Here is a 20,335-nt window from a genome sequence, read left to right on the forward strand (position 1 = left end):
AGTGCCCGCCAGACGCAGCAGGACCGGACGGGGTTGCGCTCCCCTAAGCGCCATTCACGCCCGGCAAGATTATCCCTTTGGGCCAAGCCCTAACTAAAACAGGATTACTCATGTCCTTTGCTTCCCTCGGTCTCTCCGAGGCTTTAGTCCGCGCCATCGAGGCAGCGGGCTATACCGAGCCTACTCCGGTGCAACAGCGGGCCATTCCCGCCGTGTTGCAAGGTCGCGACCTGATGGTTGCGGCGCAGACAGGTACTGGTAAAACCGGTGGTTTCGCCCTCCCGATTCTGGAGCGGTTGTTCCCCAACGGTCACCCGGACAAATCCCAGCGTCACGGCCCGCGCCAACCGCGCGTACTGGTCCTGACCCCAACCCGCGAACTCGCCGCTCAGGTGCACGACAGCTTCAAGCTGTACGCCCGCGACTTGAAGTTCGTCAGCGCCTGCATCTTCGGCGGCGTCGGCATGAACCCACAGGTTCAGGCCATGTCCCGTGGTGTTGACGTGCTGGTCGCCTGCCCGGGTCGTTTGCTCGACCTGTGCGGCCAAGGCAGCGTCGACTTGTCCCACGTGGAAATCCTCGTGCTGGACGAAGCCGACCGCATGCTCGACATGGGCTTTGTCCATGACGTGAAAAAGGTCCTCGCCCGCCTGCCGGCCAAACGTCAGAACCTGCTGTTCTCGGCAACGTTCTCCCAGGACATCACCGCCCTGGCCGGCAAGCTGCTGCACAACCCGGAACGCATCGAAGTCACGCCGCCGAACACCACGGTCGAGCGTATCGAGCAACGCGTGTTCCGTCTGGCCGCCAGCCACAAGCGCTCGCTGCTCGCGCACCTGATCACCCACGGCGCTTGGGAACAGGTACTGGTGTTTACCCGCACCAAGCACGGCGCCAACCGTCTGGCCGAATACCTGGACAAGCACGGCCTCACCGCCGTCGCCATCCACGGTAACAAGAGCCAGAACGCGCGCACCAAAGCCCTGGCCGACTTCAAGGCCGGCAGTGTGCGTATCCTGGTCGCCACCGATATCGCCGCACGCGGCCTGGATATCGACCAATTGCCACACGTGGTCAACTTCGAGCTGCCGAACGTCGATGAAGATTACGTGCACCGTATCGGCCGTACCGGCCGTGCCGGTCGTTCGGGCGAGGCCATTTCCCTGGTCGCTCCGGACGAAGAAAAACTGCTGAAAAGCATCGAGCGCATGACCAAGCAGAAAATCGCCGACGGCGACCTGATGGGCTTCGACTCCAGCGCCGTGGAGGCCGAAAAGCCTGAAGCGCGCGAGCGTCCGGACGTGCGTAACCCACGCAACCCACGCGGTCCGAAGGGCGATGGCCCGAACGGCGGCGGTGGTGGCGGTGGTCGTCGCGACAAGGGCAAAGACAAAGGCGGCAAGGAAAAAGCGCCTACCAACGGCCGTGGCGAACGCCCAGCCCGTGAGCAGAAGCCCCGTGAAGGCACCCCGGCCCGCGAACAGCGCCAGCCGAGCCAGCCGCCACGCGCCGCCGCCGACCGCGCCCCGGACGAGTTCCTCGATGACGATGTGGATAACTTCGGTAACCGCGTTGACTACGTGCCCCAGGCCAAGCCGGCCCAAGGCCGTGGCCGCCGCCCAGGTGCCCCGGCACAAGGTGCGGGCGCAGGCACGGGCGCTCCACGTGGCGGCCAGCCACAGGGCGGTCGTCAAAATGGCCCACGCAACAGCAGCGGCGGTACCACCGGTACCCCACCTGCCAAGCGCAACGGCCCGCGTAATGGCGCGCCACGTGACGGCCAAGCCCGTCGCGAAGACTCGCGCAGCAACAACCGCCGCCCGGCCCGTGACGACCAGCCACGCTTGTCGGAACCCGCCGTGCAGAACCCGCGCGGTGGCCCGGCGCCGAAAATCATCCACAAGGAGTCGAAAGCGGATCGCTTCCCGACACCTGAGCAGCTGGATCAACTGCCAGGCCGCCCTCGTGGTGAAAAACCTGCGTTGCTGACCCGCAACCGCTGAGTTTTCGACGCTAACAAAAACGCCCCGATTAATCGGGGCGTTTTTGCATCCAGGCAGAAGCTTATTGATCAGCCACTTCACCGGCCTTATGAAAAAGTTTGGCGAAGATCATCCAGCGACCGTCAACTTTCATCAGGTTCAAATAATCAACCATCACGTTATTGAACAAGCGCAAACGCACTTTGACGATGGCCATTTCCGGCGACATCACGTCGATCATCAACACCTCGTCAAGCTGCGGAAAACCGCCTTCCTGCGGCGACTTTCGGCCTTGAACCATGGTCCGGTATTCATCGAACGGCCGCACGACCACGGTCGAGTTCTGTGCGCTGTATAACACGCAGCCACGATGAAAGACTTGATCGAATTTATTCAAATCCTGAGTTTGCAGCACACTAAAGTAATCTTTCAAAAACGCTTGAATTTCATCAATCATGGCTCGCGTCTCCCGACAATTTCAGCACGGTGTTATTTGATTAAATAACGTGCCGCCATTATCGGTAGCCTGCTCAGTTGACGTATAGCGGCTATTATTAGGCTTTTTTGTGAAAGGAATTCACACATTGAAACTGCCCCCACTCGCCGCGCTGCGCGCCTTCGAGGCCTTGGCCCGATTAGGCAAGGTGAACCTGGCTGCCCTCGAACTGCACGTGACCCACAGTGCCGTCAGCCACCAGATTCGCGCGCTTGAGGAGTACCTGGGCCTCGCGTTGGTCATGCGCAACAAACGCACGCTGATGCTGACAGACGAAGGCCGCGTGTATGCCTACCAGATCAGGCAGGGGCTGGGCGAGATCGCCGGGATCACCGAAAAACTGATGGCTAAAACCCGGCACCCACAGCTGACCGCTTCGGTGTTGCCTTCCTACGCCATGCATTGGTTGTTGCCGCGCCTGCATGATTTCAGGGCGGCTCACCCCGAGCTGCACTTGCGGCTGGAGTCGAGCATGGAGTTCGCCAGCTTCGAGCAAGGCCCGCTCGATTGCGCGATTCGCTTCGGCCATGGCCAGTGGCCGGATGTGCATTGCGAAACGTTGATGGGCGACTCATTGCTGGTGGTCGCCGCGCGCGACTTCAACCACGGCGTGCTGCCGGACACGGCGCAAGCCGTCCTTGAGCAACCATTGCTGCATGCCAGTGAGAGCTGGCCGATCTGGCTGGGCGCCGCAGGTATCGAAGAGCAACGTCCGCAAGCGCCGCTGGAGTTCACCGACTCCACATTGATGCTCGAAGCTGTGCGGCTCGGGCACGGCGTCGCATTGACCCGCCGCTCCATTGCCCATGCGCTGATTCAACGCGGGGAACTGGTCCGGCTCACCGACATTGAGCCGGCGCACACTTCACGCTACTACCTGGTCTGGCCCGCCGGCAGCAAGCCTTCGGCGCAACTGACGTTGTTGCATAACTGGCTCAAGGACCAAGTGAAGACGTATCAAGAAAGCCTTTAAACACTGCACAGCAAAACGCCGACCCTGAGGTCGGCGCTTGGCGTTTGAAGCAGCGAAATAATTACTTCGCTTTCACACCTTCCAGCGAGATGTCCAGGTCCACGGTCTGGGAAGACGGGCCTGGGCCTTTGATGCCGAAGTCATTCAGGTTCAACGTGGTGGTGGCGTTGAAGCCAGCACGTTCGCCGCCCCATGGATCTTTGCCTTCACCATTGAACGTGGCCTTGAAGGTCACAGGCTTGGTCACGCCGTGGAAGGTCAGGTCGCCGGTTACATCAGCGGTTTTTTCGCCGGTGGATTTAACCGCGGTGGAGACGAACTTGGCGTCGGCAAACTTGCCAACGTCCAGGAAGTCCTTGCTGGCGATATGCTTGTCACGCTCTGCGTGGTTGGACCACAGGCTGGCGGTTTTCACGTCAACAGCAATTTTGCTGGCTTCCGGCTTGGCGGCATCCCAGCTGAAGGTACCGTCCCAGTCCTTGAAGGTACCGTGGATGTAGCTGTAGCCCAGGTGGCTGATTTTCCAGTCGATGAAGGCGTGCTGGCCTTCCTTGTCGATCTTGTAGTCAGCGGCCATCGCCGAACCAGCGGACAGCAGAGCAGAACCGATTGCCAGAGCGGCGAGAGTCTTTTTCAACATGCTTTCTATTCCTTGTGAGTCGAGGTTGAACATCAGGCTTTGCGTCCCAGCATTCGCGTCAGGGTCGCATCACGATCGATAAAGTGGTGTTTAAACGCAGCCACGCCATGCAAACCGGCGAAGACCACCAATACCCAGGCCAGGTACAGGTGCACCAAGCCGGCGTTATCTGCCTGGTCCGGTAGCCCGGAAACCACGGCAGGAATCTCAAACAGGCCAAACACTGGGATACCGACACCGTCTGCGGTGGAAATCAGGTAACCGGCGATCATCACGGCAAACAGCCCGAGATACAGGAACGCGTGGCCAAACGCAGCGCCCATACGCGTCATTCGGCTGTAGCTGGCCAACGGCGGTGGCGGTGGGCTGACAATGCGCCAGACGATACGCACCAGCATGATGGCGAACAGCGTAATGCCAATGCTCTTGTGCAGGTCGGGCGCGTCTTTGCGCCAGGCACTGTAGTAGTCGAGGCCGACCATCCACAGGCCCAGCGCGAACAAACCGAACACCACCAGGGCAACGCCCCAGTGCAAAACAATGCTGACCCAACCATAACGGGCCGATGAATTACGTAGCTGCATGTCCCAAATCCCGTAAGAACTGTGCCCAAGACTAGCGATTTACCTATCGAATTAAAGCGGAAAATTTCGCTTTGAAATATCGAGAAATACGATCAAGAGAGTATGCACAGTACGTTAACAATGGATTAAGGACTATTCCCAAGAAACGTGACAGATCGTCCTGCCTTTACTGCCAATTCATCCGTAATGGGTTGTGACGCCGCCTGGCATTGCATAGGCTTGCGCGATTGTTTCGCCTGCGCCGGGCGCAGGACCGCTTCGAGGAGATAACCGATGGGCTTGAATAACCAGTGGATGCAACGCGACCTCGCGGTGCTGTGGCATCCCTGCACCCAGATGAAAGACCACCAGCAACTGCCGCTGATCCCGATCAAGCGCGGCGAAGGCGTATGGCTGGAAGACTTCGAAGGCAAGCGCTACCTCGATGCCGTCAGTTCCTGGTGGGTGAATGTGTTCGGCCACGCCAACCCGCGCATCAACCAGCGCATCAAGGACCAGGTGGATCAGCTGGAGCACGTGATCCTCGCCGGTTTCAGCCACCAGCCGGTGATCGAGTTGTCGGAGCGCCTGGTGGCGATGACGCCCGAGGGCCTGACGCGCTGCTTCTACGCCGACAATGGCTCGTCGTGCATCGAAGTCGCGCTGAAGATGAGCTTTCACTACTGGCTCAACCGTGGCCTGCCGAATAAAAAACGCTTCGTCACCCTGACCAACAGCTACCACGGCGAAACCATTGCCGCGATGTCGGTGGGTGATGTGCCGTTGTTTACCGAGACCTATAAAGCCCTGCTGTTGGACACCATTAAGGTGCCGAGCCCGGATTGCTACCTGCGCCCCGAGGGCATGAGCTGGGAAGAGCATTCGCGCACGATGTTCCTGGCCATGGAACAGACCCTGGCCGAGCACCACGCCAGCGTCGCCGCCGTGATCGTCGAGCCGCTGATCCAGGGCGCCGGCGGCATGCGCATGTACCACCCGGTGTACCTCAAGCTGCTGCGCGAAGCCTGCGACAAATATGGCGTGCACCTGATCCACGACGAAATCGCCGTGGGCTTCGGCCGCACCGGCAGCATGTTCGCCTGTGAGCAAGCCGGTATCCGCCCGGACTTTTTGTGCCTGTCCAAAGCCCTCACCGGTGGTTACTTGCCATTGGCGGCGGTTGTCACCACCGACGATGTGTACGAAGCGTTTTACGACGACTACCCGACGCTGCGCGCCTTCCTGCATTCCCACAGCTACACCGGCAACCCGCTGGCGTGCGCGGCAGCCTTGGCGACCCTGGATATTTTCGAAGAAGACAACGTCATCGAAAATAACAAGGCCCTGGCCCAGCGCATGGCCACCGCCACCGCGCACCTGGTGGACCACCCGCACGTGTCGGAAGTACGCCAGACCGGCATGGTGCTGGCCATCGAGATGGTCCAGGACAAAGCCACCAAAACCGCCTACCCGTGGCAGGAACGCCGTGGTTTGAAGGTGTTCGAGCATGCGCTGGAACGCGGCGCCCTACTGCGGCCGTTGGGCAGCGTGGTGTATTTCCTGCCGCCGTATGTGATTACGCCGGAGCAGATCGACTTCCTGGCAGAAGTCGCCAGTGAAGGCATCGATATCGCCACCAACGATAAAGTCAGCGTTGCAGTGCCGAAGGACTTTCACCCAGGCTTTCGCGATCCCGGCTGACCATCACTCAAATGTGGGAGCGGGCTTGCCCGCAAAGACGTCGGCCCAGCAAACATTGATGTTGACTGACCCACCGCTTTCGCGGGCAAGCCCGCTCCCACAGGTTTTGTATTTTTTCAGAGAACAGAAATGAGACTGTCCCGTTTTTTCACCGACACCCCGCTCAGCATCGGCGAGCATGAATTGCCCGAAGCCCAGGCGCACTACATCAGCCGCGTATTGCGCATGGGCGAAGGCGATGCCGTGCAATTGTTCGACGGCTCAGGCCAGGAGTTTCTCGGCACCTTGCTGGAGGTCGGTAAAAAACGCGTCACCGTGCAACTCACGGAACGCTTTGCGGGCCAGGCCGAATCACCGCTGCACATCCACCTCGGCCAAGGCCTTTCCCGGGGCGAGCGCATGGATTGGGCGATTCAGAAAGCCACCGAATTGGGTGTGAATGCAATCACGCCGATCTTCAGCGACCGCTGCGAAGTACGCCTGAAGGATGAACGCGCCGACAAACGCCTGCTGCACTGGCGCCAGGTGGCGATCAGCGCCTGCGAGCAATGCGGGCGTTCGACAGTGCCGGTGATTCACCCGCCGCTGTTACTGGCCGACTGGTTGAAGCAAGCCGAGGCGGATTTGAAGCTGGTGCTGCACCCGGTGGCCGAGCCGATGGTCAGCCACGCCAAGCCAGCGAGCCTGGCGTTCCTGATCGGGCCTGAAGGCGGGTTGACCGACGCTGAAGTACACGCTGCCCAAAACGCCGGCTTCCACGCCGCCCGCCTCGGCCCGCGGGTGCTGCGCACCGAAACCGCGCCGGTCGTCGCATTGAGCGTGGCCCAGCAACTCTGGGGCGACTTCTAACCTTACCGTGCAAACCCAATCAAAACTGTGGGAGCGGGCTTGCTCGCGAATGCAACCTGTCAGTCGGTACATCTGCTACTGATACACCGTATTCGCGAGCAAGCCCGCTCCCACATTTGAATTGCGTCTATCACTCCACCGGATCACTCACCGGCTTGGCAATAATCGCCTTCAACTCGCTGGTCATCGGGAACTCCAGGTTCAGGCCCTTGGGCGGAATCGGCTGTTCAAACCAGCGCTGATAAATCCCGTTGATCTCCCCGGAGCGGTACAGGTCGGCGAGCGTTTCGTTGACCACGGCGAGAAACTGCGGGTCGTCCTTGCGCAGCATGCAGCTGTAGATTTCCCGCGATTGTTCCTTGCCCACTACGGCCCAATGGTGCGGGTCACGGGCCTTGGCACGCTCGCCGTAGAGCAGCGCATCATCCATGTAGAACGCCACTGCGCGGCCGGTCTCGAGCATTTTGAACGCTTCGCCATGGTCCTTGGCGCTGATCACAAACATATTGGCCTTGTGGTCAGCGTTATAGCTCTTGAGAAAGCGTTCATTGGTGGTGCCGGCCGTGGTCACCACGTTCTTGCCCGCGAGGTCTTCAAAACCCTGGATGCCGCTGTCCTTGGCGGTCAGCAGTTGGCCCTTCACATAGATAAACCCGTAGGAAAACGCCACCTGCTTCTGCCGCTCGGCGGTCACACCGGTGGAACCGCATTCCAGGTCGACGGTGCCGTTCTGCACCAGCGGAATACGGGTCTGAGAGGTCACCAGGTTGTACTTCACATTCAGCTTGGCCACCCCGACTTTCTGCTGGACGCGCTCAACGATCTTGTTCGCCAACTCCACCGAATAGCCCATGGGCGTACCGCTGCCATCGCCCACGTAGGAAAACGGCACCGAGGCATCGCGATAACCCAAGGTGATCGACTTGGCATTCGCGATCTTGCTCAAGGTGCCGTCCAGCGGGGCTTGATTGGCCTGAACCTGTGCGCCAAACAACAGCCCCAGGGTGCAGCCGGTCAACAGGATTTTTTTCATTGTTATTCTCCGTTGGTCTTTTGGTTATTTACGTACAGCAATCACGCTGATTTCCACCAGCACCGTCGGGCGCGCCAGTTCGGCCTGCAAGGTGGTGCGTGTCGGCGCCATGCCCGGCGACAACCACGCGGACCACACTTCATTCATGGGTGCAAAACCGCTGCCGATGTCTTTGAGGTAAATCGTGGCGTTGAGCACGTGATCCTTGTCGCTGCCGGCTTGCGCCAGCAGTGCGTCGATCCTGGCCAGTACTTCGCGGGTTTGCGTGGCCACATCCTGGCCGTCGCCCGGCACCTGGCCCGAGAGGAACACCAAGTCCTTGAAGGTGACGGCGCCAGAGAGGCGCTCGTTGCTGCTGATTCGAGTGATGGTCATGGCTGTATCCTTAAGCGGCGCGGGGCGTGAGGCCCTGCATATCGATGGAAGGCGCGTGTTCGCTGATCAGTTCGGCCAGCAATTGGCCGCTGCCGCAGGCCAGGGTAAAACCCAGGGCGCCGTGGCCCAGGTTCAACCACAGGTTGCGATAGGCGCTGGCGCCGATCAGCGGCACGCCGGTAGGCGTTGCCGGGCGCATGCCGGCCCACTCGACGGCGTGGGTGTAATCGCCGGCCGTTGGGAATGTCTCCATGGCCTGGCGTTTCATCAGCGCCAGTCGCTTGGGCTCAAGGCCTGCATCAAAGCCGACGATATCCACCATGGCCGCGACCCGCAGTTGCTCGCCGATGCGCGCATACACGATCTTGCGGTCATAGTCGGTGACACTCACGTTCGGCGCCTGGTGATGCGCGCCAATCGGCACGTTCAGGCTGTAGCCCTTGAGCGGATACAGTGGCAATGACAACCCAGGCAAACCCAATTGCGCGCTGCGATGCCCGGCCGCCAGCACCAGTTGATCCACCGCCATCACCTCGTCACCCAACTCGATGGCCTGCACCGCGCCGTCGGCGTGGCGTATGCGAGTAACCTTGCGGCCCAGCAAAAACCTGCAGCGCCCCGAGGCTTCGAGCCGGGCCGCCAGCCGTTGGCAGAAGGCGTGACAGTCAGCCACCTCCTCGTTCGGCGTGTAGATGCCACCGAGAAAGTCGGCGCCCACTAACGCTGGCTCCAAGTGCGCACAATCGGCGGCGGACATCACCTGTTGCTGCACGCTATGGGTGACCTTGCTGCGCGCATGCTCAAAGGACGCGGCGTTACGAAACGTCACCAGTTTGCCGTTGCGGCGCCAATCGAAGCCCTCCAGGCGATCGCCTTCGCGCCATTGCTCCAGCGTGGCCTGGCTCAAGGACGCCAGGCGCAGCAGGTGCGCAGCATTGCGTTTGTTCACCGAGCCACGGCAGGCGCCGATAAAGGCCGCCATCCAGCGCCATTGCTGCGGGTCGAGGCGTGGGCGCAGCTTCAGCGGCGAATCACCGCGCAACAACCAGCCGATGGCTTGCAGCGGCACACCTTTGTCGGCCAACGGCGCGACATAACGGTAGGAGAGCTGCCCGCCGTTGGCGAAACTGGTCTCGCTGCCCAGGCTGTCCCGCGCGTCGATCACTGTCACTTCATGGCCTGCACGCACCAGGGCGTAGGCACTCGCCAAGCCGATAACGCCACCACCGATGATGCAAACCCGCTTGGCCATTGCTGCCACCCGCTGTTGAATTGACTGGCCCCAAGCCTAGGGCCAGGTGACAGGCCGCCGACAATGAATAAAGATGGGTCACCTATAAACAAAGGTTATGGACTTGCCATGCGCCTGCGTCATATCGAAATCTTCCAGGCGATCCGCCAGACCGGCTCCGTCAGCGCCGCCGCGCAGCTGTTGCACGTTTCGCAACCGGCGGTGACCAAGGTGTTGCAGCACGCCGAGTTGCAGCTGGGCTTTCCGCTGTTTCTACGGGTGCGCGGCAAACTGCAGCCCACACCGGAAGCGCTGGCGCTGGAAAGCGAAGTCGAGAAAGTCACCGAAAGCCTGCAAGGCGTGCGGCGCCTGGCCAAGAGCCTGCGCCGCAAGCCGGGCCAAAGTGTGCGTATTGGTGCGATTCCAGCCCTGGCCCTGTCGTTGCTGCCGCCGGCCATTCTGGAATGGAAGCGCGACTACCCGGACATTGCCTGTGAACTGTCCAGCGACCATAGCCGCGAGCTGGTGCAGAAGCTGTTGATGCGTGAGATTGACCTGGCGCTGACGCTGAACTTCTCCGGCCATCCGGGGCTTACCACGCAGGTGCTGGCCAACGGCGTGTTAGTGGCGTTGGCGTCCAAGGGCTATTGGTCGGATGCGCAGTTGAGCAAGCCACTGCCCTTGGCTGACCTGGCGGGTGCGCCACTGGTTGGCCTGTCCAGTGCCGACCCGTTGGCCGCCAAGCTCGACAGCTACCTGGAAAACGTCGACCCACCGCCACGGGTGAGCATTGCCGTACAGACCTATTCCCTGGCCCGGGCGATGGTGGAGTCAGGCGCCGGGTTGACGGTGATCGACCCGTTTACCGCCCTCGGCGCGTCGACGGCGACTACCTGCATTCGCCCGCTGACGCCGCCATTGCCGATCACGCTGTACGCCCTGACCCGCGCTGATGAGCCGCCGCCGCATATGTTGGCGAACCTGTTGCAGATCTTCGGCAAGCGCGCCCGCGAATTGCTGGATCGCCTCTAAAAACACCACCTATCCAATGTGGGAGCTGGCTTGCCTGCGATAGCGGTATTGAATGTGCCGACGCTATCGCAGGCAAGCCAGCTCCCACACAAGCCAGCTCCCACACAAGCCAGCTCCCACAGGTCAGAGCACGTAGTGCATGATCGCCACAAAGTGCAGCAAACTGCCGCCGATCACAAACAAATGCCAGATCCCATGGGAATGGCGCAGGCGATCCTCCAGGGCGAAAAAGATGATGCCGACGGTGTACAACACCCCGCCCGACGCCAGCCAGATAAACCCCGCCGTGCCCAGCGCGGCAATCAATGGCTTGACCGCCACCAGCACAATCCAGCCCATCACCGCATAGATCACAATCGACAGAATCCGCGCCTCAGACCTTGGCTTGATCTCCTGCAAAATGCCGATCACCGCCAGCCCCCACACGATTCCAAACAGCGTCCAACCCCACGGCCCGCGCAGCGTCACCAGGCAAAAGGGTGTGTAACTGCCGGCAATCAGCAGGTAGATCGAAAAGTGATCAACCTTCTGCATGATCTCTTTTCGCCGCCCCTGCACGCTGTGGTACACGGTGGACGCGCTGTACAGCACCAGCAGGGTAAAACCATAAATCGCCACACTGACGATCTTCCAGGGGCTGCCGTCCAGGCTCGCCACCACCAACATCCACACTGCGCCGACAAAAGCGGCAACCGCCCCGGCCAAGTGGCTCCAGGCGTTGAATCGTTCCCCGTGATACATGTGTCACTCACCTCGAATAACCGTTACCACATGGTTGTGCCAGGACCATTCTGACGCTACCGGCACTGTTGCAGGTAACACGCATTTCTTCATTTGCCCAACGACCCCCTGCCGATGGATCACTCACTGAGTCCTGTGGGAGCTGGCTTGCCTGCGATAGCGGTGTGTCAGCCCATCATTCAATAATTGACAGACCTCATCGCAGGCAAGCCAGCTCCCACATACGGCAATCTCCATGGCCCGGCCCCAATATCGCCATCTGCATGGCTTGCCGGGTGCGATTGTGACCGTGCGCGGGCTGTACCTGTTCCCTTCGGTGATCGCCGTGTTGGCCGGTTTTGCCTATACCCAGTGGTGGCCCCACGACGTCGTGCAGCCACATCAGCCTTATCCTGGCCGCCAGCTACATCCTGATCAACAGCCTGGAAAACAACACCACCTGCCTGGTGCTGGGCCTGTGCAGCGCATGGCTGGGAGTGAACGGGTTTTAGGGGCACAATCGATGGTATTCGAACCCGAGCCACGGCCATGCTGATCGACGAAGAATTCACCCTCAAGAAGCTGGAAATCTTCCTGGCGTTCATGCGCACCGGCAACCTCGCCCGCGCCGCTGCCGAGTTGCAAACCAGCAACGTCAGCGTGCACCGTGCTATTCACTCGCTGGAAAATGCGCTGCGCTGCCCGTTGTTCAAACACGAAGGGCGCAACCTCACCCCGCTGGAAAGCGCCTACGTGCTGGAAGAACGCGCCCAAAAGCTGGTGGCCGACGTGGTCGACAGCGTGCGCCTGACCCGCGAAGCCGCCGGGTTTTCCGCGGAGCGTTTCAAACTGGGCTCGCTGTATTCGCTGACGGTCAAAACTGTGCCGCAACTGATCATGGGCCTGAAAATCAGGCGCAGCGAACTCAATATCGACCTGATTCTGGGCTCCAACTTCGACCTGCTGTACAAGCTCAAGAACATGGAGGTGGACGCGATCCTGATCTCCCTCGACGACCATGCCAACGACCCCGACTGCGAACAGATCGCGCTGTTTTCCGACGACATCTTTCTCGCCACACCGGCCGATTCACCCTTCGACCGCGAGCAGCAGATCGACCTGGCGGATGTGCGCGACGCCACCTTCATTACCCTCACCCAAGGCTTCGCCACCCATCAGGACGGCAATCGGGTGTTCAAGCAGGCGGGGTTCGAGCCGAAGGTGGCGATGCAGGTGAACGACATTTTCACGCTGCTGAGCATGGTCAGTTCAGGCGTGGGTTATGCGTTGCTGCCAGGGCGCATTGCAGCGGTGTATGAGAACCGCGTGAAGCTCATACCGCTGCAACCCCGGTATCGGTTGCAGCAGCATATTGGCGTGGTGTTCTTGAAGGCCAAGGAGCGTGATCCGAATTTGCTGGCGTTGCTGGCGGAGTGTCGGATGTATGCCAATCGCCAGGTTTCAGTCTGACAGACCGCTTTCGCGAGCAAGCCCGCTCCCACACTTAACCGCGCTCTAACATGAGAATGTGGTCAAAATGTGGGAGCTGGCTTGCCTGCGATGAGGCCGGTTCAGGTCAACCCACCAGCCCGCGCATCAACAAAAACAGCAACGACGGCCCCAGCAGACACCCCAGCGCCGTATAAAACGCTGCCGTCAGGCAACCATAGGGCACCAGCTTCGGATCAGTTGCCGCCAAGCCACCTGCCACACCGCTGGACGTGCCCATCAGCCCGCCGAAGATCACCGCACTGCGTGGGTTATTCAGCCCGATCAACGGCGCTACAAACGGCGTCATCACCATCACCAGAATGGCCTTGATCAACCCGGCGGCAATCGACAATGCCATGACCTCGGAGCTGGCACCAATCGCCGCGCCAGTCACCGGGCCAACGATGTAGGTCACCGCACCCGCACCAATAGTGGTGAGGCTCACTGCATCGGTATAACCAAACGCCATCGCCACTCCGACGCCAGCCACGAACGACGAACCCACGCCGACAAACAGCGCCAGCACGCCCACATAACCGGCGCGCTTGAGTTCATCCACACTCACGCCAAACGCCGTGGCAACAATGGCAAAGTCCCGCAGCATCGCGCCGCCCAGCAAGCCGATGCCCGACAGCAACGGAATATCCACAACACCCTTGGCGCCGCCGGTAAACGCGCCGCCCACATACGACAGCACCAGCCCGAGCAAAATGGCAATGGCCGAACCGTGCAGACGGCCTTTAGTGAAGGTGTCGGAGATCCAATAGGACACCCACATGGTCAGGCCGATCACCGCAAAACCACTGATCAGGCCGTAGCCGGTGATCACTTTCATCATGGATTCGTACATGGCGATCACCCGGCTTCTTTAGTGGGAACAGCCGCAACTGGCTCACGGTTGCCGATGCGCACCAACACCGGTACCAGGGCAAATCCCAGCACTACGGCGAGCGTGCCGGCCAGTATTGCCATAGGCCCGCCCTTGATCGCGCCGTACACGTTTTGTTGGGCCGCCATCGCTACCACAATCGGGATATACACCGCCGCCCAGAAGCTCACGCCCTGCTCCGACTTTCCGGTAAACAGCCCACGTTTACTGAGGTAACTGCCGAGGCCGATCAACAGCAACATGGCGATACCCACCCCGCCGACGTTGGCCGGAATACCCATCCATTTGCCCAGCAACTCACCGATAAACAAACCGATCAACGTACACAGCGCCAGAAACGCCACACCGTAAATAATCATTGTTGTAGTCCTCAAAGTGCTTCATCGAAATTGTTGTTTTTGTGCTTCGAAAGCCTTGGGTGCTGCTTTATCGGTGGCGGCGCTCCTCCTCTTGCAGCAGGGCCTGCAAGGTGTCCAGGCGTGCGCCTTCATAGGCGATTGCGCTGCCTTGCTCGAAGACACGCCGGGACAGGCCGGTGAGTACCGCGCCAGGCGGCAGCTCGATTTGCAGGCGCACACCGCGCTCGTAGGCGCTTTGCACGGTGCCGCGCCAGTCGACAATGCGGCACATGTTGAAGGCCAGGTCGTCGCGCAGTTGCTCGGGGTTGTGGATAGGTCGCGCGCGGGTGCTGCTCAGGTAGGTGATGCGTGGCGCCTTGAGCGTTACAAACGCCTGCGCCAATGCCTCGGCGGGTTCATTCAGCAGCACGCAATGGGATGGCACGCTCACGGCCAGGCGTTTGGCCACGCCGTTGCCTTTGATGCGTTGCGCGACACGCTGCATGGCTTCGTCACTGCCGGCGATGACGGTCTGGTTGTCGGCGTTGATATTGGCCAGGTACACCGGGGTTTGCGGGCTGTGGATTTCGGCCAGCAGCGTTTCGACTGTGGATAACTGCGGGCCGATGATCGCGGTCATGCCAAAGCCTTGTGGGTAAGCGTTTTGCATCAGTTCGCCGCGCAGGCTCACCAGCTTTACCGCATCGGCAAACTCCAGCGCACCGGCCATGACGGCTGCCGGGTAAGCGCCGATGGACAGGCCCGCCACGTAATCGGGCGTGTGTTGCAATTGGCGGGCGTGGGCCACACCAGTGATCAACAGGCAGAGTTGCACGGCACGCGTGCTGGCCAGGGCTTGGGCCGAATCGAGCAGGCTTGCGTCTTCGCCCAGTGCATCACTGGCTTCTTCCAGGACGTGGGCAGGCAACGCTTGCAGCATGCCCGCGCGCTGGGCGCCCTGCCCTGGAAATACCAGAAGGCTGCTCATGCCACGGCCTGCCAGGGGTCGAGCACAAGGTGCGCGCCGTGGGTGGTTTTAAGCAGCACCCGGCGTGATTCACCTGCCCACTCGCGCAAAGCGACAGCGCCGAACGGGGTTTGCAGTTGCAGGTCGACGGCGCATTCGGCCGCGTCCAACAACGCCAGCAGATGGCGTGCAGCGATGCGCTCAAGTGGCTCGGGCGTGCACAGCATCAAATCCAGATCACTCTTGGCATGCAATGCTTCAATGCCGCTGGCCAGCTCGAAACCTGCACTGCCGGTGACGCCCCAGTCTTGTTGCGCCAACACCGGGCGCAGTTGATCCAGTGCGCGCAGTGCCGGCAAATCCCTTAACGAGATCACACTGCGCAAGTCTTGCGGCGTCACCCGCTGCTGCACCGCGACGATGGGCATCACCGCCGCAAACCGCTGCTCACGCAAGCGCCCGCGCACACCGACAGCCACGTAACCCGGCTCGCCCAGGGCGCGACGCACCACCACCGGGTGACCGGCGCTGATCACGTCCCGCACCCAGGCTGGCGCGTCAGCGGGCAGATGCGCCGGGGTCATGCCCCAAAGCAAGTCGTGGGCGTTCACCATTGCTCCCGCAGCAGTTGGCGCACGTGGCTTGAGGCAGCACGATTGCTCGCACCCAGGCGCCCTTTCAGATCCGCGCTGTGGATATCTTGAATGGCGTGCAACAGGCAATCGCTGACCCGCGTCACGTCGTCCGCCGTGGGCTGTTCAATCTGGCTGACCGACAGGGTTTCCCAGAGCAAACCGAGGCTGGCGTAGCTGTCGATGTCATAGGCCATGGGCGGCACGCTGGCGGCCAAGGCTTCGAGTTCTTCCACACTGCGCAAGGTCACCCGCGCCGCCGAGGCTTTGCCCATGGCGTGCACCATCACGCCAGGGTCACGCAGGGCGATCATGCGGTTGGCCTGATAACCGTGGGCGAGAAACGCACCGGACATGGCTTTGCCCACCAGCAGCGCAATCACCGGGTGCCCGGCCAAGCGAGCGCGGGCATAGCTGTCGGCGGCGGCGGCCAGTGCCTGATGGATGCCCAGGGCTTCTTCGCGACGGCCATAGGCCTGGCTCGGCACATCGACGATGGCGATGATGGGGCGTTTGTCGCCCTTCTCGATGGCGTCGTCGACAGCCTTGGCAAGGCCCCAGCCCTCCAGTAAACCGACTTCGCCGTTGCGCGCACGCGGGAAACGATTTTGCGCGTCGGTGACCACGGCAATAAAACGCACGGCCCGCTCACCCACTACGCCGTCTGCAACCTTCAAAGAGTCCGGCAACCCTTCGACAGGCGTTGCACCGGCGCTCAATGCGTTGAACCACTGCAAGCCTCTCATGGGCGATCTCCTTGATACAGGTCGCGCACCGTCGCGGGGTCTATTTGCGGCGTTGCGTCCAGCTCGGTAAGGCGCGCCAGGTAGAAGTCGATCTGACGGCTGCGCTGTTGCTCGGGCAAACCCTGTTGCAGCAAAACGCTGACGGTCTGTTGGATCTGCGCCGCATCGTCCGCCACATAACGGTCGGCCAAGCCGCTGTTAAAACGCTGCTCGCCGCCGGTAAGGCTCCAGATAAACGGCCGGTCGCGGGAGTCGTACTCTTCCAGGCCCGCTTCCTGCTCGATCACTTGTGGGCCATTCAAGCCCAGGCGTGCTTCGCGGGTGACCACCAGATAACTGCACAAACCGGCGGCGATGGACATGCCACCAAAACAACCAACACTGCCCGCCACCACGCCGACTACCGGCTGGTACTGGCGCAGGTCGACAATCGCCGCATGGATATCGGCAATCGCCGCCAGCCCAAGGTTGGCTTCCTGCAAGCGCACACCGCCGGTTTCCAGCAGCAGCACGGCACGGGTCGGAACACCGTTGCGGTTGTCTTCAGCCGCCAGTTCGAGGGCACCGGCGATTTTCGCGCCGCCCACTTCACCGAGGCTACCGCCCTGGAAATTGCCTTCAATGGCAGCAATCACCACCGGCAACCCGGCGATGCTGCCCTTGGCGATCACCACGCCGTCATCCGCTTGCGGCACCACGCCTTGACGGCTGAGCCACGGCGACATTACGCGCTGGAACGGGTCGATCAGTTCGCGGTAAGTGCCGCTGTCGAGCAGCGCCTTGGCCCGCTGCCGGGCACCGAGTTCGACGAAGCTGTGCTTGTTGAGTAAATCAGTCATGGCCGATCTCCTCGAAACCCTGTTCCAGGCGCAAGCGCACCACGCCGGGGGTGGCGCCGAAGTCGTGGATATCAATCTTCAAGGCCGGCGGCGTGTGTTCCTGAAAGATCCGTTCGAACAGGTGCTGCCAACGTTGCTCGGCGCCATTCACGGAGGTCTGCACTTGGATGGTCAGCGTGCCGGGCGTGCCCGGTTCCAGCAGCACTTCCAGGTCGCCGGAGCCGACGCAACCCACCAGCGCACGGCCTTTGGGCGGCTGCCCGGCGGGGAATTCAAAGGATAAGGTTTCCATCACAACGCTCCGTCGAGGCGGTCGATAAACAGGCAGGCGGCCAACAGGTCGGCGGCGCCGCCTGGCGAGGCATTCAGGGCCAGGAGTTGCTGGTCGAGTTCGTGCAGTTGGCGGCGCCCGGCGAGGCTCGCGCTGCCGCCTGCATCCAGCACCGCCTGGGCGCCGCGTTGCATGGCGTACAGGCCTTCGGTGCCGGCACGGTAGAGCACGCAGGTGTCGGCCAGGTCGGTCATGATCGCGAGCAAGGCATCCAGCCGCGCATTCTGTTCACCGGCGTTTTGCCGGCGGCTTTTGTGCAACTGCGGCAGGCCACGTTGCACCACGGCAGGGAAGCCCAATTGCGCTTCTTCACGGGCGCCGCGTGCGCCGTAGCGCTGCGCGACTTGCGCGCCGTGGCTCAGCGGTTGTGGGGCGTAACGGTCGTTGAGCAAGGCCAGTTTGGCCGCCGTCAGTGTGATCGCGCGTGGTGCCAGAGCCGCTGCGGCAGTGAGCAAGCCGAGTGCCCAGATCGCGCCGCGATGGGTGTTCACGCCATGGGTGGTAGCGAGCATGGCTTGCTCACCTTCTCGACCGATACGCCCGAGGGCTTCGCGCAAGGGCAAGCCGACTTCACCAAACTCAAGCGCGGCTTCGGCCATTTCCTTGAACATCGGCCACAACGACAGCGCCGAGGCGTGCATCAGGCCCAGGTGCAAATCGCTATGGGCGCCATTGCCGCGACGGTCTACCAATGCGGGTTTGGGCGACAGGTCAGCCTCATCAATCAAGGCATCCACGGCCATATCCGCCAGGCGATCGGCGAGGCTCAGTTCATGCAGTTTGAGGGCGCGCATTTACCAGCTCCTGAACTTGGCGGGCGGGTTGTACAGGCCACCGGACCAGTCCACCAAGTCGGCCACGCTCTTGGCGGCGAGCAGCTCGCGGGTGGCGTCGGTGCGACGAATCCCCAAGTCTTCGGGCAAGGCGATCAAGCCTTCGCGGCGCATGCGCGCGGTGTCCTTGGGGTTGTGGCGCATACCGATGGCGGTGACGCCTGCAACGGCGGCGATCATCGCCTGGCGCTCTTCCAGCGAGCGCGCCTTATACAGATAGGCGATGCCTTCTTCGGTAAGCAGGTGAGTAACGTCGTCGCCGTAGATCATGATCGGCGCCAGCGGCATGCCGCTTTTGCGCGCCACTTCCACGGCGTCGAGGGTTTCGACGAAGGTGGGTTTGCCGCCTTCCTGGAAGGTCTCGACCATTTGCACCACAAGCTTTTTGCCGCGTTCCAGTAAAGCCTCAGGCGCGTCATCGTGGCGCATATCGAGCCAGGCCGGCGTGCCGTGGCGGCGGCCGCGTGGGTCGTGGCCCATGTTCGGCGCGCCACCAAAACCGGCAAGACGGCCACGGGTCACGGTGCTGGAGTGGCCGTCGCCGTCCACTTGCAAAGTGGCGCCGATAAACAGGTCCACCGCGTATTGGCCGGCCAGTTGGCAGAACATCCGGTTGGAGCGCATCGAGCCGTCGCGGCCGGTGAAGAACACATCCGGGCGGGCGGCGATGTAGTTTTCCATGCCCAGTTCGGTGCCAAAGCAATGCACGCTTTCCACCCAGCCGCTTTCAATCGCGGGAATCAGGGTGGGGTGCGGGTTGAGGGTCCAGTTGCGGCAGATTTTGCCCTTCAGGCCCAGGGACTCGCCGTAGGTCGGCAGGATCAACTCAATGGCGGCAGTGTTGAAACCGATGCCGTGGTTGAGCGACTGCACATTATGTTTTTCGTAGATGCCACGGATCGCCATCATCGCCATCAGCACATGCACCGGCTTGATATGACGCGGGTCGCGGGTAAACAGCGGTTCGATGTAGAACGGCTTGTCGGCCACCACCACGAAATCCACCCAGCTCGCCGGGATGTCGACGCGGGGCAAGTCAGTGACGTCGTCCACCAACTGGTTGACTTGCACAATGACGATGCCGTCGCTGAACGCGGCGGGTTCGATCAGCGCCGGCGTGTCTTCGGTGCTGGCGCCGGTGTAGATGTTACCGGCGCGGTCGGCCATGAAACCGGCGGACAGCACCACGTTGGGGATCAAGTCCACCACCAGCCGTGCATAGAGTTCGATGTAGGTGTGGATCGCGCCGATTTCCAACAGGCCGTCTTCGAGCAACTGGCTGATGCGCAGGGATTGGGTGCCGGCGAAGGAGAAATCCAGCTTGCGCGCGATACCCTTTTCAAACAGGTCCAGGTGCTCGGAACGGCCGACACTGGGCATGATCATGTGCAAATCGTGGAGCTTGGCCGGGTCGGCCTTGGCCAGTGAGCGCGAGAGAAAATCGGCCTGCTTCTGGTTGTTGCCTTCCAGCACCACGCGGTCGCCGGGCAGGATCAGCGCTTCCAGCGCCTCGACGATTTTGTCACTGGGCAACACCGCCCCGTCTGCGTACTTTTTGACCAGCCCGAGCCGCCGCTGCTTCTCGTCGCGCCGCCGCGTCCAGCGCGAATCGGGGGTGTTGGTTGTTGTCATGGTCGCTCCACGAGGTTTGCTGTCGTGGGCTGTACCTTAGGA

General features: G+C 61.5%; 23 protein-coding genes. 7 read left to right on the forward strand and 16 right to left on the reverse strand.

The window, feature by feature from the left end:
* Window positions 1–110 precede the first annotated feature (110 nt).
* The gene (locus PSH96_RS27285) at window positions 111–2,003 is read left to right on the forward strand and encodes a DEAD/DEAH box helicase (protein ID WP_305456316.1); all 1,893 of its coding nucleotides are present in this window, start codon (window positions 111–113) and stop codon (window positions 2,001–2,003) included.
* A 61-nt stretch (window positions 2,004–2,064) separates the two neighbouring features.
* On the opposite strand, the gene PSH96_RS27290 is transcribed toward PSH96_RS27285, so the two are convergent.
* Entirely contained in the window at window positions 2,065–2,439 is a 375-nt protein-coding gene (locus tag PSH96_RS27290; protein ID WP_305456318.1) for a nuclear transport factor 2 family protein, read from the reverse strand.
* A gap of 127 nt (window positions 2,440–2,566) precedes the next feature.
* Here PSH96_RS27290 and PSH96_RS27295 point away from each other — a divergent pair, with 127 nt between their 5' ends.
* Window positions 2,567–3,451: a LysR substrate-binding domain-containing protein gene (locus PSH96_RS27295; RefSeq protein ID WP_305456320.1), complete on the forward strand. Its 885-nt coding sequence runs from the start codon at window positions 2,567–2,569 to the stop codon at window positions 3,449–3,451.
* A gap of 61 nt (window positions 3,452–3,512) precedes the next feature.
* Here PSH96_RS27295 and PSH96_RS27300 read toward each other — a convergent pair whose 3' ends face one another.
* Window positions 3,513–4,091 (reverse strand): YceI family protein, encoded by a 579-nt coding sequence (locus PSH96_RS27300; RefSeq protein ID WP_305456322.1) that lies wholly within the window; start codon window positions 4,089–4,091, stop codon window positions 3,513–3,515.
* Between the two features lie 32 nt (window positions 4,092–4,123).
* On the reverse strand, window positions 4,124–4,675 hold the full coding sequence (locus tag PSH96_RS27305; RefSeq protein WP_305456324.1) for a cytochrome b: 552 nt from the start codon (window positions 4,673–4,675) through the stop codon (window positions 4,124–4,126).
* A 273-nt stretch (window positions 4,676–4,948) separates the two neighbouring features.
* On the opposite strand from PSH96_RS27305, the gene PSH96_RS27310 reads away from it, so the two are divergent.
* Both PSH96_RS27310 and PSH96_RS27315 read left to right on the forward strand, forming a co-directional pair.
* Complete coding sequence (locus PSH96_RS27310; protein ID WP_305456326.1) at window positions 4,949–6,355, forward strand: adenosylmethionine--8-amino-7-oxononanoate transaminase; 1,407 nt, start codon at window positions 4,949–4,951, stop codon at window positions 6,353–6,355.
* Between the two features lie 129 nt (window positions 6,356–6,484).
* Window positions 6,485–7,204: a 16S rRNA (uracil(1498)-N(3))-methyltransferase gene (locus PSH96_RS27315; RefSeq protein WP_305456327.1), complete on the forward strand. Its 720-nt coding sequence runs from the start codon at window positions 6,485–6,487 to the stop codon at window positions 7,202–7,204.
* 130 nt (window positions 7,205–7,334) lie between these two features.
* Here the strand turns inward: PSH96_RS27315 and PSH96_RS27320 are convergent, their stop codons facing one another.
* Genes PSH96_RS27320 through PSH96_RS27330 form a run of 3 tightly spaced genes read right to left on the reverse strand, consistent with a single transcriptional unit; the run spans window position 7,335 to window position 9,864 of the window.
* Complete coding sequence (locus PSH96_RS27320; protein ID WP_305456329.1) at window positions 7,335–8,237, reverse strand: transporter substrate-binding domain-containing protein; 903 nt, start codon at window positions 8,235–8,237, stop codon at window positions 7,335–7,337.
* 24 nt (window positions 8,238–8,261) lie between these two features.
* Window positions 8,262–8,612 (reverse strand): RidA family protein, encoded by a 351-nt coding sequence (locus PSH96_RS27325; RefSeq protein WP_017139422.1) that lies wholly within the window; start codon window positions 8,610–8,612, stop codon window positions 8,262–8,264.
* A gap of 10 nt (window positions 8,613–8,622) precedes the next feature.
* Entirely contained in the window at window positions 8,623–9,864 is a 1,242-nt protein-coding gene (locus PSH96_RS27330) for a D-amino acid dehydrogenase (RefSeq protein ID WP_305456331.1), read from the reverse strand.
* A gap of 108 nt (window positions 9,865–9,972) precedes the next feature.
* On the opposite strand from PSH96_RS27330, the gene PSH96_RS27335 reads away from it, so the two are divergent.
* Window positions 9,973–10,875 (forward strand): LysR family transcriptional regulator, encoded by a 903-nt coding sequence (locus PSH96_RS27335; protein ID WP_305456333.1) that lies wholly within the window; start codon window positions 9,973–9,975, stop codon window positions 10,873–10,875.
* Between the two features lie 123 nt (window positions 10,876–10,998).
* On the opposite strand, the gene PSH96_RS27340 is transcribed toward PSH96_RS27335, so the two are convergent.
* Window positions 10,999–11,616 carry a hemolysin III family protein gene (locus PSH96_RS27340; protein WP_017139425.1) on the reverse strand — a complete coding sequence of 206 codons (618 nt, stop codon included), beginning with the start codon at window positions 11,614–11,616 and terminating at the stop codon, window positions 10,999–11,001.
* A 338-nt stretch (window positions 11,617–11,954) separates the two neighbouring features.
* Between PSH96_RS27340 and PSH96_RS27345 the strand changes: the two genes are divergently transcribed.
* Window positions 11,955–12,107, forward strand: a complete 153-nt coding sequence (locus PSH96_RS27345) for a hypothetical protein (protein WP_305456336.1) — start codon at window positions 11,955–11,957, stop codon at window positions 12,105–12,107.
* Between the two features lie 37 nt (window positions 12,108–12,144).
* Complete coding sequence (locus PSH96_RS27350; RefSeq protein ID WP_305456338.1) at window positions 12,145–13,065, forward strand: LysR substrate-binding domain-containing protein; 921 nt, start codon at window positions 12,145–12,147, stop codon at window positions 13,063–13,065.
* A 106-nt stretch (window positions 13,066–13,171) separates the two neighbouring features.
* Here the strand turns inward: PSH96_RS27350 and madM are convergent, their stop codons facing one another.
* The 9 genes from madM to mdcA form a co-directional block, all read right to left on the reverse strand.
* Window positions 13,172–13,936: a malonate transporter subunit MadM gene (gene madM, locus PSH96_RS27355; protein WP_056857769.1), complete on the reverse strand. Its 765-nt coding sequence runs from the start codon at window positions 13,934–13,936 to the stop codon at window positions 13,172–13,174.
* Between the two features lie 5 nt (window positions 13,937–13,941).
* Window positions 13,942–14,334 carry a malonate transporter subunit MadL gene (gene madL, locus PSH96_RS27360; RefSeq protein ID WP_099488469.1) on the reverse strand — a complete coding sequence of 131 codons (393 nt, stop codon included), beginning with the start codon at window positions 14,332–14,334 and terminating at the stop codon, window positions 13,942–13,944.
* A gap of 67 nt (window positions 14,335–14,401) precedes the next feature.
* Window positions 14,402–15,301, reverse strand: a complete 900-nt coding sequence (mdcH, locus tag PSH96_RS27365; RefSeq protein WP_305456341.1) for a malonate decarboxylase subunit epsilon — start codon at window positions 15,299–15,301, stop codon at window positions 14,402–14,404.
* Window positions 15,298–15,894, reverse strand: a complete 597-nt coding sequence (locus tag PSH96_RS27370; RefSeq protein ID WP_305456342.1) for a malonate decarboxylase holo-ACP synthase — start codon at window positions 15,892–15,894, stop codon at window positions 15,298–15,300. The genes mdcH and PSH96_RS27370 overlap by 4 nt, the downstream gene beginning before the upstream one ends.
* The gene (mdcE, locus tag PSH96_RS27375) at window positions 15,888–16,658 is read right to left on the reverse strand and encodes a biotin-independent malonate decarboxylase subunit gamma (protein ID WP_305456343.1); all 771 of its coding nucleotides are present in this window, start codon (window positions 16,656–16,658) and stop codon (window positions 15,888–15,890) included. Before mdcE ends, PSH96_RS27370 begins: the two co-directional genes overlap by 7 nt.
* The gene (locus tag PSH96_RS27380; RefSeq protein WP_305456345.1) at window positions 16,655–17,497 is read right to left on the reverse strand and encodes a biotin-independent malonate decarboxylase subunit beta; all 843 of its coding nucleotides are present in this window, start codon (window positions 17,495–17,497) and stop codon (window positions 16,655–16,657) included. The genes mdcE and PSH96_RS27380 overlap by 4 nt, the downstream gene beginning before the upstream one ends.
* Window positions 17,490–17,789, reverse strand: a complete 300-nt coding sequence (locus PSH96_RS27385; RefSeq protein WP_056857713.1) for a malonate decarboxylase subunit delta — start codon at window positions 17,787–17,789, stop codon at window positions 17,490–17,492. The genes PSH96_RS27380 and PSH96_RS27385 overlap by 8 nt, the downstream gene beginning before the upstream one ends.
* A complete protein-coding gene (locus PSH96_RS27390) occupies window positions 17,789–18,622 on the reverse strand; it encodes a triphosphoribosyl-dephospho-CoA synthase (protein WP_305456346.1) in 834 nt (277 codons plus the stop codon). The genes PSH96_RS27385 and PSH96_RS27390 overlap by 1 nt, the downstream gene beginning before the upstream one ends.
* On the reverse strand, window positions 18,623–20,293 hold the full coding sequence (gene mdcA, locus PSH96_RS27395) for a malonate decarboxylase subunit alpha (protein WP_305456347.1): 1,671 nt from the start codon (window positions 20,291–20,293) through the stop codon (window positions 18,623–18,625).
* Window positions 20,294–20,335: the final 42 nt, after the last annotated feature.

Origin of the sequence: Pseudomonas sp. FP2338 (genome assembly GCF_030687515.1) — a bacterium.
GTDB lineage: Bacteria > Pseudomonadota > Gammaproteobacteria > Pseudomonadales > Pseudomonadaceae > Aquipseudomonas > Aquipseudomonas salomonii.

What these genes read in the sequence shown, in the direction of transcription:
- PSH96_RS27285 (WP_305456316.1), top strand. Translation starts at nt 111, where the DNA reads ATGTCCTTTGCTTCCCTCGGTCTCTCCGAGGCTTTAGTCCGCGCCATC.
- PSH96_RS27290 (WP_305456318.1), bottom strand. Translation starts at nt 2,439, where the DNA reads ATGATTGATGAAATTCAAGCGTTTTTGAAAGATTACTTTAGTGTGCTG.
- PSH96_RS27300 (WP_305456322.1), bottom strand. Translation starts at nt 4,091, where the DNA reads ATGTTGAAAAAGACTCTCGCCGCTCTGGCAATCGGTTCTGCTCTGCTG.
- PSH96_RS27305 (WP_305456324.1), bottom strand. Translation starts at nt 4,675, where the DNA reads ATGCAGCTACGTAATTCATCGGCCCGTTATGGTTGGGTCAGCATTGTT.
- PSH96_RS27310 (WP_305456326.1), top strand. Translation starts at nt 4,949, where the DNA reads ATGGGCTTGAATAACCAGTGGATGCAACGCGACCTCGCGGTGCTGTGG.
- PSH96_RS27315 (WP_305456327.1), top strand. Translation starts at nt 6,485, where the DNA reads ATGAGACTGTCCCGTTTTTTCACCGACACCCCGCTCAGCATCGGCGAG.
- PSH96_RS27320 (WP_305456329.1), bottom strand. Translation starts at nt 8,237, where the DNA reads ATGAAAAAAATCCTGTTGACCGGCTGCACCCTGGGGCTGTTGTTTGGC.
- PSH96_RS27325 (WP_017139422.1), bottom strand. Translation starts at nt 8,612, where the DNA reads ATGACCATCACTCGAATCAGCAGCAACGAGCGCCTCTCTGGCGCCGTC.
- PSH96_RS27330 (WP_305456331.1), bottom strand. Translation starts at nt 9,864, where the DNA reads ATGGCCAAGCGGGTTTGCATCATCGGTGGTGGCGTTATCGGCTTGGCG.
- PSH96_RS27335 (WP_305456333.1), top strand. Translation starts at nt 9,973, where the DNA reads ATGCGCCTGCGTCATATCGAAATCTTCCAGGCGATCCGCCAGACCGGC.
- PSH96_RS27340 (WP_017139425.1), bottom strand. Translation starts at nt 11,616, where the DNA reads ATGTATCACGGGGAACGATTCAACGCCTGGAGCCACTTGGCCGGGGCG.
- PSH96_RS27350 (WP_305456338.1), top strand. Translation starts at nt 12,145, where the DNA reads ATGCTGATCGACGAAGAATTCACCCTCAAGAAGCTGGAAATCTTCCTG.
- madM (WP_056857769.1), bottom strand. Translation starts at nt 13,936, where the DNA reads ATGTACGAATCCATGATGAAAGTGATCACCGGCTACGGCCTGATCAGT.
- madL (WP_099488469.1), bottom strand. Translation starts at nt 14,334, where the DNA reads ATGATTATTTACGGTGTGGCGTTTCTGGCGCTGTGTACGTTGATCGGT.
- mdcH (WP_305456341.1), bottom strand. Translation starts at nt 15,301, where the DNA reads ATGAGCAGCCTTCTGGTATTTCCAGGGCAGGGCGCCCAGCGCGCGGGC.
- PSH96_RS27370 (WP_305456342.1), bottom strand. Translation starts at nt 15,894, where the DNA reads ATGGTGAACGCCCACGACTTGCTTTGGGGCATGACCCCGGCGCATCTG.
- mdcE (WP_305456343.1), bottom strand. Translation starts at nt 16,658, where the DNA reads ATGAGAGGCTTGCAGTGGTTCAACGCATTGAGCGCCGGTGCAACGCCT.
- PSH96_RS27380 (WP_305456345.1), bottom strand. Translation starts at nt 17,497, where the DNA reads ATGACTGATTTACTCAACAAGCACAGCTTCGTCGAACTCGGTGCCCGG.
- PSH96_RS27385 (WP_056857713.1), bottom strand. Translation starts at nt 17,789, where the DNA reads ATGGAAACCTTATCCTTTGAATTCCCCGCCGGGCAGCCGCCCAAAGGC.
- PSH96_RS27390 (WP_305456346.1), bottom strand. Translation starts at nt 18,622, where the DNA reads ATGCGCGCCCTCAAACTGCATGAACTGAGCCTCGCCGATCGCCTGGCG.
- mdcA (WP_305456347.1), bottom strand. Translation starts at nt 20,293, where the DNA reads ATGACAACAACCAACACCCCCGATTCGCGCTGGACGCGGCGGCGCGAC.